Origin of the sequence: Gordonia sp. p3-SID1431, from assembly GCF_025143765.1 — a bacterium.
GTDB classification, from domain to species: Bacteria; Actinomycetota; Actinomycetes; order Mycobacteriales; family Mycobacteriaceae; genus Gordonia; species Gordonia hongkongensis.
In genome coordinates this window covers 64,399-77,613 of record NZ_JAMBDT010000002.1, presented here as the reverse complement: position 1 = coordinate 77,613, position 13,215 = coordinate 64,399, and the positions used below count along the sequence as shown (strand labels likewise).

General features: G+C 64.0%; 13 protein-coding genes. 2 read left to right on the top strand and 11 right to left on the bottom strand.

Features of this window, described 5'->3' with window-relative positions; translation table 11 throughout:
* Positions 1-270: 270 nt before the first annotated feature.
* From M4D77_RS01315 to M4D77_RS01295, 5 genes are all read right to left on the bottom strand, one after another.
* Positions 271-1,317: an IS30 family transposase gene (locus tag M4D77_RS01315; RefSeq protein ID WP_247452148.1), complete on the bottom strand. Its 1,047-nt coding sequence runs from the start codon at positions 1,315-1,317 to the stop codon at positions 271-273.
* A gap of 531 nt (positions 1,318-1,848) precedes the next feature.
* Positions 1,849-2,772: an SDR family NAD(P)-dependent oxidoreductase gene (locus M4D77_RS01310; RefSeq protein WP_065632538.1), complete on the bottom strand. Its 924-nt coding sequence runs from the start codon at positions 2,770-2,772 to the stop codon at positions 1,849-1,851.
* Between the two features lie 62 nt (positions 2,773-2,834).
* The gene (locus tag M4D77_RS01305) at positions 2,835-3,275 is read right to left on the bottom strand and encodes a Zn-ribbon domain-containing OB-fold protein (RefSeq protein ID WP_065632537.1); all 441 of its coding nucleotides are present in this window, start codon (positions 3,273-3,275) and stop codon (positions 2,835-2,837) included.
* Position 3,276: 1 nt separating this feature from the next.
* On the bottom strand, positions 3,277-4,101 hold the full coding sequence (locus tag M4D77_RS01300; protein ID WP_247450258.1) for an enoyl-CoA hydratase/isomerase family protein: 825 nt from the start codon (positions 4,099-4,101) through the stop codon (positions 3,277-3,279).
* Positions 4,098-5,363, bottom strand: a complete 1,266-nt coding sequence (locus M4D77_RS01295) for a cytochrome P450 (protein ID WP_065632608.1) — start codon at positions 5,361-5,363, stop codon at positions 4,098-4,100. Before M4D77_RS01295 ends, M4D77_RS01300 begins: the two co-directional genes overlap by 4 nt.
* A gap of 146 nt (positions 5,364-5,509) precedes the next feature.
* On the opposite strand from M4D77_RS01295, the gene M4D77_RS01290 reads away from it, so the two are divergent.
* Entirely contained in the window at positions 5,510-6,112 is a 603-nt protein-coding gene (locus tag M4D77_RS01290) for a cysteine hydrolase family protein (RefSeq protein WP_065632536.1), read from the top strand.
* Positions 6,113-6,124: 12 nt separating this feature from the next.
* On the opposite strand, the gene M4D77_RS01285 is transcribed toward M4D77_RS01290, so the two are convergent.
* The 5 genes from M4D77_RS01285 to M4D77_RS01265 all read right to left on the bottom strand — a co-directional run bounded on the left by M4D77_RS01285 (position 6,125) and on the right by M4D77_RS01265 (position 10,438).
* Positions 6,125-6,928, bottom strand: a complete 804-nt coding sequence (locus M4D77_RS01285) for an SDR family NAD(P)-dependent oxidoreductase (protein ID WP_065632535.1) — start codon at positions 6,926-6,928, stop codon at positions 6,125-6,127.
* Positions 6,925-7,131: a hypothetical protein gene (locus M4D77_RS01280; RefSeq protein WP_065632534.1), complete on the bottom strand. Its 207-nt coding sequence runs from the start codon at positions 7,129-7,131 to the stop codon at positions 6,925-6,927. The genes M4D77_RS01285 and M4D77_RS01280 overlap by 4 nt, the downstream gene beginning before the upstream one ends.
* Positions 7,132-7,141: 10 nt before the next feature.
* Entirely contained in the window at positions 7,142-8,374 is a 1,233-nt protein-coding gene (locus M4D77_RS01275; protein ID WP_247450260.1) for an amidohydrolase family protein, read from the bottom strand.
* A gap of 469 nt (positions 8,375-8,843) precedes the next feature.
* Entirely contained in the window at positions 8,844-10,028 is a 1,185-nt protein-coding gene (locus tag M4D77_RS01270) for a thiolase family protein (RefSeq protein ID WP_065632533.1), read from the bottom strand.
* Positions 10,025-10,438 (bottom strand): Zn-ribbon domain-containing OB-fold protein, encoded by a 414-nt coding sequence (locus M4D77_RS01265; protein WP_065632532.1) that lies wholly within the window; start codon positions 10,436-10,438, stop codon positions 10,025-10,027. Before M4D77_RS01265 ends, M4D77_RS01270 begins: the two co-directional genes overlap by 4 nt.
* A 309-nt stretch (positions 10,439-10,747) precedes the next feature.
* On the opposite strand from M4D77_RS01265, the gene M4D77_RS01260 reads away from it, so the two are divergent.
* Positions 10,748-11,962 carry a CaiB/BaiF CoA-transferase family protein gene (locus M4D77_RS01260; protein ID WP_175401199.1) on the top strand — a complete coding sequence of 405 codons (1,215 nt, stop codon included), beginning with the start codon at positions 10,748-10,750 and terminating at the stop codon, positions 11,960-11,962.
* Between the two features lie 89 nt (positions 11,963-12,051).
* On the opposite strand, the gene M4D77_RS01255 is transcribed toward M4D77_RS01260, so the two are convergent.
* Positions 12,052-13,215 (bottom strand): NDMA-dependent alcohol dehydrogenase, encoded by a 1,164-nt coding sequence (locus M4D77_RS01255; protein ID WP_065632531.1) that lies wholly within the window; start codon positions 13,213-13,215, stop codon positions 12,052-12,054.

Genomic DNA, 13,215 nt, shown 5'->3' with positions numbered 1-13,215 from the left:
GTGCGGCACGTGGGCGATCGCGAACCCCGAAATCGAGTCGTGCTCCAGTATCCAGCGGGGAGATCGGGGTTCTTGCGCGGGAAGCCGAGAGATCGCCGGCCGCAGTCGGTCTGATGTCCGGCACACTCCGACGCACCAGGAAGACGACCGTCGGTGCCGACTTGCGATATCGCCTGAGGCACAGCACGGGTCGATCGGTGCCGCTATCCCGGTGTCATCAGGGCCCGGAGCGCTCCTGGCGGATTCTAGGGGTCCTCGCAACACCGTTGGTTAGACTGGCACAAGTAAATCACGCAGGCGCTCGGCTGGTGTTCTCCAGTCGAGCGTTTTGCGTGGTCGGCCGTTGGGTCTTTGGGCGACGAGTTCGAGGTCCTCGGCGCTGTGTACCGACAGGTCGGTTCCCTTTGGGAAGTATTGGCGCAGTAAACCATTGGTGTTCTCGTTAGAGCCGCGCTGCCATGGTGAATGGGGGTCGCAGAAGTAGACCGACACACCGGTGGTGACGCTGACCTGCTTGTGCGCCGCCATTTCACAGCCCTGGTCCCAGGTCAACGACCCCCGCAGATGCTCGGGTAGAGCACCGATCAGCGGGATCAGCACGTCGCGAACCTCCTCGGCTGTGTGTCCGCCAGGCAGATGCCCGAGCAGGACGTAGCGAGTCGTGCATTCGACCAACGTCACGATGGCCGATTCCGAACGGGTACCGACGATCAGGTCACCCTCCCAGTGGCCCGGTACCGCCCGGTCCTCGACCTCAGCCGGCCGATCGGAGATCATCACCATCTCGTCGACAAACCGGGCTGCGCGGCGGTCTGGGGACCGGCGAGTCTTACGACGTGTACGTCCGGTCCGCAACGCGTCGGCGACTTCACGGCGCAACCCGCCGCGGGCCTGAACGTAGATCGCCTGGTAGATCGTCTCGGTACTCACTCGCATTGCCTTGTCATCGGGGAACTCGATGATCAAAGCGTGACAGATCTGTTCTGGAGACCACTGCTGGGCAAGTTTGTCGCGGACGTAATCCCGAAGCGGCCCAGCGGTGGCGAGTTTGGACTCCTTAGGACGTAAACGCGCACTCGCCCAGGCCGTTTGAGCCCGATAAGGACGGTATACCCCTGACACTGAGTAGGCATCAATCTCGCGTTTGATCGTCGACGCCGCCCGCCCCAACCGGCGTCCGATCTCGCGCAACGAGTCGCCGGCACGGTGCATGTCAGCGATCTGCTTACGCTCAGACAAGCTCAGGAACCGAGGATGCAGCTGGGCTTCGATCTTGGCCACCGACGGCCGTCGCCCCGCTGAGTCGTACGTCGTCATACCGGTCTTGTAGTCGATGCGGCGACCATCGGGATGAAGGCGCGCGTGAGCACCTTTGCGTATCCCCTGATCCCAATCCTGCGCAGTCCGGATATTGACGCCCACCTGCCGGGCGGCGTCGCGACGACGAACACCAGCCGCCCGCAACTCGTCATAACGAGCGCGCCCGGGATGCCCAGAGGTCCCCGGCTTGCCACGCCCGCGTAACCCGGCTCGACGCACCCAGCCAGACGCAGTACTGCGATTAACACCCACACAACGAGCGGCAACCGTGACACTCCCGCCTTCGCGATCCAGCGCCTCGAAGAACCGATCCTTCAACTCTGCAGAAACCACGATCCCCGCAACTCCCTGAAAGCCAGGGTGTTGCGGGGATCGCTAGAATCCGCCCCTCGGACGCGGGCCCACCGTGACAAGCGGGATGATGCGGAGGTAGCTCATCCTGGACGGGCCGGCGGAACCCGACGGCATGGACCACTCGACGGCGCCTGTCCGAGAGGGCAGGCGCGGTCGTCGCGGTGGGTGCGTGGACTATCCGCCCAGACGCAACCCCGAGGCGCGCGTGCCGAACAGGTCGACACCCAGGACAGTACCGAGTTTCTCGGCGTCCCAGCGCTTTCCGCCGTTTGACACCGCACTGACGGGGGTCCAACCCTTCAACCACTGGATGTTCTCGCCCAGTGCCTTGATGACCTGTCCACTGACGTGTCCGGCCTCCGGGCTGGCGAGCCATGCGACCACCGGCGAACCAAGAGACGGATCCTTGGGGTCGAACTCGTCCTCGGACCGCTCGTCGGGTTCGATCGGCGCCGCGGCGCCGGCGATGGTGGCCGACATGCGAGTGCGCCCACCCGGGCTGATCGCGTTGACGGTCGCGCCGGTCGATGCGAGCTCGAGGCTGAGCGTCTGCGTGAGCCCGACGATGGCCGCCTTCGCCGCACTGTAATTCGTCTGCCCGAAGTGGCCCTGGAGTCCGGCACCGGAGGTGGTGTTGATGATCCGCCCGTAGACCTTGGCGCCGGTGTCCTTGGATTCCTGACGCCACTTCCGGGCCACGGCTCGGCTTGTCAGCCAGCTGCCCCGCACGTGCACCCGCATCACCAGGTCGAAATCGTCGACACTCATGTTCCAGATCGCCTTGTCGCGGACGATACCGGCGTTGTTGACCACGATGTCGAGGCGGCCCAGCTGGGAATAGGCGCGTTCGACGAGCAGATCGACCGACTCCTCGTCACCGACATCGCTGAAATCCGAGATGGCCTTGCCGCCACGGTCTTCGATGATCTGCACGACTTCGTCGGCAACCTTGCCGGTGCCCTGACCATCCAGGGAGGTACCCAGGTCGTTGACGATGACGGTCGCGCCGTGCTTGGCGAGTTCCAGCGCGTGGCCTCGCCCGATTCCGTGTCCGGATCCCGTGACCAAAGCCACCTTGCCGTCGAGCAATCCGCTCATGGTGCTGATACTCCTCTGCGTTGTGTATGTTTCGACCGCACGAGCCCTGCCGGTCGAGAGACCTAGGCCGGACGGAAGATCGTGGCCGTGAACTCGTCGGTGATGGGACGGAAGCCGACGGTCACCCGCACCCCGACTTCGAGGTCTGCGGGCTCGCAGTCTTCCATGTTCGTCATCAGCCGCGGACCCTCGTCGAGTTCGACGATCGCTGCGACGTACGGCAGCCGCTCTTTGAACGGATGCAGGTCGTTCATGTAGACGGTCGAGTACGTATACAGCGTCCCTCGACCGCTGGCTTCGAAACTGGTCACGTTCTCGCCCCAGCAGAACGGACAGAATGGCCTCGGGTAGTGGTGGACCTTTCCGCAGTCCCCGCATCTGGCCACGAGTAGTGTGCCCTGCGCGGCGGCATCCCAATATGGTGTGGTCGCGGCTTCGACGGTGGGGATGTCGGCGCGGGGCTTCGCCGGCCGGACCCCCGCCGGCTTTTCGGTGTCGGCCATCTCACCACCCCACGAATTCCGGTGGGCGCTTCTGCACGAAGGCCGACACGCCCTCGCGGGCGTCGAGCGAGTACGACTGGATTTCCTGAGCCATGGCTTCGGTGACGAACGATCCCGCTCGGTCCACGTCGGGCGACTCGTTGAACAACCGCTTCGTCAATCCCACCGCACTCGTCGGCGCCACGGCCAGTCGTCCGACGTAGTCGTCGACGGCGGCTTCGAGATCCTCCGGCGGCACCACCCTGTTCACCAGGCCCAGGTCGAATGCCTCCTGAGCGGAGAGCTTGTCGCCGAAGAACGCCATCTCCTTGGCCTTCTGCATTCCGATCCGCCGCGGGAGGAGGTACGCGCCGCCTCCGTCCACGACCAGGCCGCGCTTGACGAAGGACTCGGCGAAGTACGCATTGTCGGTCGCCACGACCAGGTCCGAGGCGTAGGCGAGGTGAGCGCCGATTCCGGCAGCGGCCCCCTGCACCACGGTCACCACGGGTCTGCTGCAGTCGAGCACCGATGCGATCAGACGTTGGGCACCACCCATGATGGTCTTCATCGGCCCAGTGGCCCGCTTCACGTTCTTGGCATGCCCATCGGCGAGTTTCACCACATCCGCTCCGGCACAGAACTGTCTCCCGCGGGCCCGGAGGACGACGACGCGAACCTCGTGGTCGGCGTTCGCATCCAGGAACAGCTCGGTGAGCGCGTCGCGATCATCGGGCCGAAGCGCGTTTGCCGCCTGTGGACGGTTCAGATGGATCGTCAGGACACCGTCGGTCAGCCCACTCTGTACCGCGTCCTCGTCGGCACGCACGTCGGCGAGTTCCGTCACTTCGTCACCGGGGTGTACTCGGCACGAAGGTGCTTGATCCCGTTGAGGAAGTTCGACCGCAACCGCACGGGTTCGCCCACCGACCTGATGTCCGGATAGCGCTCGAACAGCATCCGGAAGGCGACGTCGAGCTCGAGCCTTGCGAGATGTGCGCCCAGGCAGAAGTGGGCACCGGCACCGCCGAAAGCCACATGTGGGTTGGGATCTCGGGTGATGTCGAAGGTATAGGGATCGTCGAACATCGTCTCGTCACGGTTCGCCGAGGTGTACCACATCACCACCTTGTCGCCCTCGGACAATTCGAGGTCACCCAGCATCACCCCGTCCCGGGCAACCGTGCGGCGGAAGTGGATGACCGGTGTCGCCCACCGGAGCATCTCCTCGATGGCCGTGGACGCGTACTCCTCGTAATCCGACAACCACAGATCCCGCTGATCCGGGTGCTGGGTCAGCACGTGCAGGCCGTGCGAGATCACGTTGCGAGTGGTCTCGTTACCCGCGCCGACCAACAGGATGAAGAACTTCGCCATCTCCTGGGGTGTCAGGTTCTCGTCGTCCGCGGCGACGAGTTTGGTGATCAGATCATCCTGCGGATCGGCTATCCGGTCCTCGGCGAGATCGTTGAGAAGCGCGATCAGTCCCTCGCTCGCGGCGGTGACCGCCTTGCCGATACCGCGGGCGGACTGGTCCTCGATGTACTCGGGGTCCGATGCGCCGAGGATCGTGTTGGTGGCCTCGAGGATGAATTTCTCGTGCTCACGCGGGATTCCGAGCAGATTGTCGATGATGCGCAGGGGCAACAACGACGCGAACTCCTCGACGAAGTCGGCCTCGCCGGTCTGCGACATCTCGTCGAGGATCTCGCTGACCGTCTCCTCGATCTCGTCGCGCAACCCGGACAGATTCCGCGCGGTGAACCCGCGCGAGACGATCTTGCGCAGCCGCGCATGCTCGGGGTTGTCCATGTCGATGATGGAACCGCGGTATTCCCGGAGTTCGGCCGGCTGATCGAAGATCTGCGTCCCACCGATGCCCGACGAGAAGTCCTCGGGCCTCCTGCTCACCTCGAGAATGTCCTCGTATGTGGTCAGGGCCCAGAACCCCTTGGGGCGTCGGCCCTCCTCGGCTGGGCCCAGCGGCACGAACATCCGAGGCCGATCGCGGCGCAGCGTCGCGAACTCCGCGTCTCGTTCGGCCGGGGACTGCTGCCACCAGGAAAGGTCATGCAACGGGGTCGACGCGATCTCGTCGGTTTCGATCATGGGCACCGCCTCTGGTAGTTATGCTGGAGCTATTCTGGCATTCGTGTCATGTTTTGGCAAATACCTTGAACTGCATCTTCACACGATTTTGATCAACCACTCCAGATCTTAACTGGCTTCAACGTCACCTGAGTCACGGAGGAAGAATGACTCCATACAGCTCCCCCGCCCTGGTCATCAGCGAGTGCCAGCAGGGGCTGCTCGACCCGCCTCCGGGGTTGTTCTCCGGGCTCGCCGAGCAGGCCTCCGTCCGCGGCCTGGTCCGGAACACGGCAGAGTTGGCCCGCGCCTTCCGAGCGCGGTCGCTGCCCGTCGTTCACTGCACCATCGCCCACCGGTCCGACCAGATGGGGATGCTGCCGAATTCCTATCTGAGCAAACTGGCCATCCGCGGTCGAATGATGGTGGAGGGAAGTCCCGACATCGTCATCCCCGCGGACCTCGGTCCCGAACCGACAGATCTGGTCAGCTCACGCGCGACCGGTCTGACGGCGTTCTATGGCACCAATCTCGATGCGATGCTGAGACTGCAGCGTGTACAGACGCTGGTGCTCGCGGGCATATCCACAGATGTCGCGCTTCCCGGCTTGGCGCTCGAGGGCGTGAACCGAGGATACGACGTCGTTCTCGCAGAGGACTGCACAGCGGGTACGAGTGCCGAGAGTCACGACTACATGGTGACGAACATGCTGGCGATGCTGACGCGGATCACCCCGGCTGCCGACGTGATCCGTCGGCTGCCGGGGTGATGGCGTCGAGCCTCAGTTGGTGGCGAACGCTGCCGCTTCCGCATCGGACACCGCGTCACCGTTGATGGAGAACCCTCCGTCGACGGTGAGCATCGAACCAGTTGCGAAGGCCGATTCATCGGAGGCGAGATAGGTTGCCGCATAGGCGATATCCATCGGATTGCCGATGCGGGTGAGCCGTCCGCCACCGGTGTGGTGACCTGAATCTCCGCGTCCGGACACCACGCGGCCGACCAGGATGCAGTTCGCCCGGATCCCATCCGCCGCACCTTCGACGGCGAGTGACCGCGTCAGGCTCGTCACCGCAGACTTCGCTGCGCCATAGGCTCCGAACCCCTTGAAACCTGCGATCGCCTGACCGGATGAGACATTCAGGATCGATGCTCCTTCGGCCGAGACCAGGTGCGGCCAGGCGTACTTCGACGCCCAGAACACATTGCCGGTGAGGGTCCCGGTCATGATCGAGTCCCACTCCGCGGTGGAGTACTCATGTAACGGCTTGACCGTCGTGGCGACCACGTCTGTCGGTGCCGCGTTGTTGACGAGCGTCGAGAGTCCACCGAAACGCGAGACGACCGCGTCTATCGTGTTCCGCACACTGTCCTCGGAGGTGACATCGAGCGGAAAGAACTCGGCGTCGCCGCCGGCGTCACGGATGAAGTTCACGACTTTCTCGCCGCGCTCCACAGTTCGGCCCGTGACGGCAACCTTCGCTCCCTCCGCCGCGAAATGCTGAGCGATCGACCGTCCGATGCCCCTGGTGGATCCGGAGACCAGAGCGACCTTGCCGCGCAACCGCGTGCCCGGTGCAGTCACAGCGAGTCCCTCAGGTTCTCCATGGCAACCAGTCTGCGCCTCGCCAATTCGACCGAATCCTCGTTACCTGGTCCGGATCGGAGCTCGTTCAGCTTGTTCCGTTCGAACTCGATCTCCTCCTCGAGACGGTCCCGGGACTCGTCCCTGGTGAGCAGATCCTGATCGACCCAGTCGGCTGCGTCGATGTCTTTGCCATGAGCCATGATCGAGTCCTCAGCGAGCCGCGGCCTCGGTGCGCGGGAAGTTGTACAACTTCCGCGCGTTGAGTTCGACGATCTTGTGGGCCTCCTCATCGGGAACCTCGGCGAGGAGCTTCTCGGTGTACCGCCGGCTGTTGGGCCAGTTGGAATCCGAATGGGGGTAATCACATTCCCAGGTGATGTTGTCGATACCGACCTGGTGGCGACGGGCAACACCTTCGTGGTCGTCGATGAAGCAGCCGTAGATGTTCGACCGGAACAGATCCGAGGGACGGACCTCTTTGTTCACGTTCTGATACCAGCGATGCTTCTCCCAGGTCAGGTCGATTCGCTCGAGCAGGTACGGCATCCAGCCGATCCCGCCCTCGGACAGAGCGATCTTCAGGTTGGGGAATTTGTAGAAGACCGGCGAGAACAGGAGGTCTGCGGTCGCATACATCGAGTTCGTGCCGAATAGCGCGATCATGACCGCCATCGGCGCCTCAGGCGACGTGATCGGGGCCCGACCCGATGAACCGAAGTGCATGCACAACGGCATGTTGGTTTCTTCGGCCGCGCGGAACACTGGGTCCCAATGGTCGGTGTAGAACGACGGAAGACCCAGCGTGACAGTGTTTTCCGGGAAAGTGATCGCCTTGGCCCCCTTGGCGGCACAGCGGTAGATCTCCTCCGCGGCGGCCTGCGGGTCCCACAGCGGGAGAATGATCAGCGGGATGATCCGGTCGGGAGCCGCCGCCGCCCACTCGTCGAGGTGGAAATCGTTCCATGCCTTCACCGACAGCAGGGCGAGTTCTTTGTCCTCGCCCTCCAGGAAGACCGTGCCGGCGAATCGCGGGAACGAGGGAAAGCACAGGGCAGCCTGCACACCATCGATGTCCATGTCGGCCACGCGGGCCTTGGCGTCGTAACAGCCGGGCAACATGTCCGAGTAGCGCGTCGGGTCCATGCCGTACTCCTGCGGCTTCTTGCCGGCCACCGCGTTCAGTCCGATGTTCGGGTAGATGCGGCCCTCGTAAGACCACACCTCCGCGATCTTCTTCTTCGCGGCCCGACCGCCCTCGCCGCGTGCGGCATTGAGCAGGGCCGCCGAGAGACCTTCGTCCCCCTGCTGCTGACTCATGTCCATCTCGATGATCCGCGGACCCTCATCGAGGAACTTCTTCGGCAACCTGGTCGACCAGACGTCTGGCGGTTCGATCAAGTGATCGTCGACCGAGATCAAGTGCATGTAATCCTGGAGCGGCACAACGCCTCCTGCTACGTATGACGGGCTACAAGGGGGGGAACAGGCCACTGTGAACCTGGGCATCGTTCCCATATCTGACACTATGTCACTTTAGTGACAGGCGTCACAAGAGTCAAGTTATTCTCGGAGAAATCCGGCATTCGCGCAAAGAATCTGGAACGTCGAGGTGGTCGAACGCAGCTCAGAACTGACATTGATGTCACCCCAAGCGGTTGGTGCCGGGGAGCGATCCGGACGTCGATGCCGCCGGCGGGGTCCCACTGAGAGGGAGCAGCGGCTGATTGCGTCCAACCCCTTCGCTCTGCCCCGGCGGATCAGGCATCATGACCGGACTTCCCCGGGTTCGCAGTCGGGTACTCCTACGTCGGTCGACGGTGTCTGAGTTCGTCTCCCGCGCACAGCAACTGACGTCGTCGGTGTCCACCCGGATTGCGGGTGGACACCAACGACGTCGGATGAACCGTCCCGATCAGGTACCGAGTTTCAGCAGCATGGAACCCGCCTCCGGACCCCCGCCGATCCCCACGGCGGCCACCGACAGGTCCTTCTTGATCTGGCGATCTCCGGCCTGCCGCCACAATTGGGTACAGGCCTCGTGCAGGAACCCGTAACCATGCAGACGGCCCGCCGACAACTGCCCACCGTGGGGGTTGATCGGCAACGTGCCGTCGATCGCGTAGTACCCCTCGTCGTCGAGGAACTGCCCGACCTTGCCGTGCTCGGCGAAGCCGAGCGCTTCGATCCACTGCGAACACAGGTAGCTGAATCCGTCGTAGAGCGTTGCGAAGTCGACATCGGCCGGGGTCAGGTCGGTCCCTTCCCACATCGACGCGGCGGCGTCGTGTGAGGCCATCGTCGTGAGGTCGGTTCGCTGGTCCCAGGAGTGTCGCTCGTAGAGCGCCGAGCCTGCCGCTTCGATGGTGATCGGTGTCTGTTTCAGGCCAACCGTCTCTTCTCGCCGCGACAGGATGATCGCGGTCGCTCCGTCACACGGGACGTCACAGTCGAACAATCCCATGGGAGTCGAGATCATCCGCGCGTTCAAGTAGTCGACCATCGACATCGGCTTGCGGTAGATGGCGTTCGGATTCCGGGCCGCGTTGGTGCGTGCGTTGATGACCAACTTTCCGAGATGCTCTCTGGTCAAGCCGAACTCATACATGTAACGCTGTGCGTACATGCCGATCCAGCTGGCCGGGGAGGCGGCTCCGAATGGCATCCGGAACTCCGCATGGCCCGACGCACGCATCGCCTTGCCCGTCAGCGCGGCGGCGCGACCAGATGCCTGGGCAGTGGCCTCCCAGACCGACCGAAAGCACAGCACGTGTGTGGCGCGGCCCGAAGAGATTGCCGCAGCCGCGTCGAGCAGCGTGCCTATCTGGCCCGACGTCTCCACACCGCTGACGTGCCACCTGGTCCTCAACCCGAAGGCATCGCGGACATCGTGCGTGGTCGCACCGACGAACCCGCCCTCCGCCTGTACCGGGCCCGGATAGCTTGCGACACCGTCGATGTCATCGAACGTCAGGCCCGCGTGGGCCACAGCGCGCTCGGCGGCCTCGAGCGCCAGGTCGATACCCGAACGCCCGATCCGCCGGCCGATCTCGGACTGACCTATCCCGCTGATGACCGCCTTGTCGTCCACGAAACTCATGCTGCCAACGGCCTGAAGAAGGGCAGGGACACATCGTCGTGTGACTCGAACACGACCTCGACCGGCTGTCCGATCTCGACCGCATTCACATCGACGCCGACGATGCACGTGGTCAGGCGGACATCGGGCTGATCGTCGAGTTCGACCACCGCGATGACGTAGGGAGGAGGGAAAGCGGGAAGCCAGGGGTGGTGATTGACCGTGAAGGACGCGATTCGTGCACGCCCGGACGCGGCCTCTGGTCCGACGTTGCGACTCCGGCATCGCCAGCATGCCCCGACCGGCGGGTGAATCCAGCCTCGACAGTCTCGACATCGGTATATGCGGAGTTCACCGTCGAATCCTCCGGTCCAGAAGGCCTCCGATTCCGGGGTCACCTCCGGCAGAATCCGACCTGCCTCGTTAGACATCTGCTCGTCCTTCCGAAAATCACTGTTGTCCGGGCGGCCGGCAGCTGCGCGACGCGCGTGACGGCGGTCACCCCGGTCTCAGGTTAGCATTCATCACCACTGTGTCAGATATTGATTTGCCAACTTGGCTCAAGGATCGGGTCGCAGGGGTGGATCTCGCATCCACCTGCCAATCTAGAGTCCAACTTCGTAGTGACACGCGACACAAAACGCGGGTATTTTCGTGTACACTTAGTCAGATATAGCCCGATGGGGCACGGCGACGATCAGTCGCGGCCCATCGAGTCAGGACCGAGAGGAACAATTGACGTGGTCGGTGTGCTGAACGGAATTCGTGTTGTCGAGGTGGCGGCCTGGACGTATGTGCCGGTGGCGGGCGCGATCCTCGCCGAGTGGGGCGCGGACGTACTGAAGATCGAGCATCCCGAGTCGGGTGATCCCCAGCGCGGGCTCGTGACGTCGGGATTGATCCCGGCCGGCGGGGTCAATCACATGTTCGAACTCCCGAACCGCGGAAAACGCAGCGTTGCAATCGATCTCAAGTCAGAACAGGGACGCGCCCTGCTGATGCGGCTGATCGCCACCGCCGACGTATTCCTGACCAATTTCCGTCCCGACGCCCGCAAGAAGCTGGGCCTCGACGTCGAGGACGTTCGGGCGGTCAACGACAAGATCGTGTACGTTCGCGGTTCCTCGAGCGGCCAGCGCGGCGAGGAAGCGAACCGCGGCGGGTACGACATGACCTCGTTCTGGAGTCGCGGCGGCGCTGCCGACAACATCAGCCCGGACGAACTGGACTACCGCCTCACCATGCCGGGTCCGGCGTTCGGCGACGTTCTCGGCGGCCTGACCCTGGCCGGCGCCGTCTCCACCGCACTCCTGCATCGCGAACGCACCGGCGAAGCCCTCACCGTGGACAGTTCCCTGCTGGCGATGGGTGCATGGTCGATGGGCGCGACCATCGCGGGCGCGCACGCGTTCAACATGGAGCGGTACCCCAAGCACACTCCCGCGACGGCCGCGAACCCGCTGGTCAACACCTATAAGACCGCCGATGGTCGGTTCATCTCGCTGGTCATGCTCGAGTCGGACCGCTACTGGCCCGAACTCGTCACCGTTCTCGGAATCCCCGAGATGATCACCGACCCCCGGTTCGAGAACCACGCGAAGCGCGGTGAGAATCGGCTCGAGGTCATCGAGGTCCTGAGCAACGCATTCGGCAAACGGACGCTCGAGGAGTGGAAGCCCGAACTGGCCAAGATCGACGGGTCCTGGTCGGTGGTCCAGACACCACGTGAGGTCGTCACCGATCCGCAGGTGCTGGCGAACGGCTACATCACGGACCTCACCGACGTGAACGGCGTGGACTACAAGTTGGTGAGCACCCCGATCCAGTTCAACGAGACGCCCAGCGAGCTGACCCGTGCGCCGGCCCACGGTGAGCACACCGACGCGGTGCTCGAGGAGCTGGGACTGCCCATGGAGGAGATCATCGACTACAAGGTGAGCGGCGCGATCCTCTAGTCCGAGCCGACGAAGGGGAGGACGCCGAACGGCGTCCTCCCCTTCTGTTCGTCTGACACCGGCTGTTCGAGCGTGGAAGGAACAGCGGATCACACGCCGGCAGCAGCCTTTTCCAACGACTGATCCTCTGGCGCGTCGGCAGCCGGGTAACGCAGGATGCCACGCACGTTGTTACCCGCGCGCATGTCGTCGTAGCCGTCGTTGACGCCCTCGAGCGGGTAGCTGCGTGTGACCATCGCGTCGAGGTCGACGAACCCACCGCTCCACAATTCCAGAACCTTCGGGATGTCGGCGCGCGGATTGGCCGAACCGTACAGGCTGCCGACGATCTGCTTCTCCTGCAGGGTGAGGTCCATCAGGTTCACCGAGATCTCGCGCTCGAGCATCGGGTGGATGTTGGTGACGATGAGCCGCCCGCGCTTGGCCGTCATCGCCAGGGCCTTTGCCACCAGACGTCCCTCGCCCACGCCCATGGCGCAGATGAACTTGTCGGCTCCCCGGTGCCACGTCGCCTCCGCGACCACACCCCGGGCGTCCTCCCACGATTCGGCCACGTGTGTGGCACCCATCCGAAGTGCGATCTCCCGCTTGTACTCCGACGGATCGATGACGGTGACCGTCCGCGCCCCGGAGAGCTTCGCCCCCTGGACCGCCGCGGCTCCGATGCCCCCGACCCCGGCGACGACGACGTTCTCGCCGGGCTGGACGTCGGCGGTGTAGACCGCCGATCCCCATCCGGTGATGAATCCGCAACCGAGTAGGCATGCGCGGTCCAGGGGGTGGTGCGGTTCGATCTTGATGCAGCTCGCCTCGTTGACCACCGTGTGGTGGGCGAAAGAACCCACGCCACAGGCGAGCGCGAGGTCCTCCCCCTTGGTGTGATGGCGCGCCGTATCGTCCTGGATCTGGTTCCCGCTGTAGATCTTGGCACCCAGATCGCACAGGTTCTGATGCCCGTTGGAACACGACGGGCACCGTCCACAGGACGGGATGAATCCGAACACGACGTGGTCGCCCGGCTGTAGCCACGACACGTGGGAGCCGACCTGTTTCACCACACCCGCACCCTCATGCCCGCCGATACAGGGCAACCGGAACGGCATGTCGCCGGTCACGATGTGCTCGTCGGAGTGACACATCCCCGAGGCATGCAGCTCGACGAGCACCTCTTGTTCTTTCGGGGCATCGAGTTCGATGGTCTCGATCTGCCAAGCTGTGTTGCGCTCCCACAGAACCGCGGCCTTGGTCTCCAT

What these genes read in the sequence shown, in the direction of transcription:
- M4D77_RS01305 (WP_065632537.1), bottom strand. Translation starts at nt 3,275, where the DNA reads ATGGCCGACACCGAAAAGCCGGCGGGGGTCCGGCCGGCGAAGCCCCGC.
- M4D77_RS01255 (WP_065632531.1), bottom strand. Translation starts at nt 13,215, where the DNA reads ATGGAGACCAAGGCCGCGGTTCTGTGGGAGCGCAACACAGCTTGGCAG.
- M4D77_RS01310 (WP_065632538.1), bottom strand. Translation starts at nt 2,772, where the DNA reads ATGAGCGGATTGCTCGACGGCAAGGTGGCTTTGGTCACGGGATCCGGA.
- M4D77_RS01315 (WP_247452148.1), bottom strand. Translation starts at nt 1,317, where the DNA reads ATGACGACGTACGACTCAGCGGGGCGACGGCCGTCGGTGGCCAAGATC.
- M4D77_RS01290 (WP_065632536.1), top strand. Translation starts at nt 5,510, where the DNA reads ATGACTCCATACAGCTCCCCCGCCCTGGTCATCAGCGAGTGCCAGCAG.
- M4D77_RS01295 (WP_065632608.1), bottom strand. Translation starts at nt 5,363, where the DNA reads ATGATCGAAACCGACGAGATCGCGTCGACCCCGTTGCATGACCTTTCC.
- M4D77_RS01280 (WP_065632534.1), bottom strand. Translation starts at nt 7,131, where the DNA reads ATGGCTCATGGCAAAGACATCGACGCAGCCGACTGGGTCGATCAGGAT.
- M4D77_RS01265 (WP_065632532.1), bottom strand. Translation starts at nt 10,438, where the DNA reads ATGTCTAACGAGGCAGGTCGGATTCTGCCGGAGGTGACCCCGGAATCG.
- M4D77_RS01270 (WP_065632533.1), bottom strand. Translation starts at nt 10,028, where the DNA reads ATGAGTTTCGTGGACGACAAGGCGGTCATCAGCGGGATAGGTCAGTCC.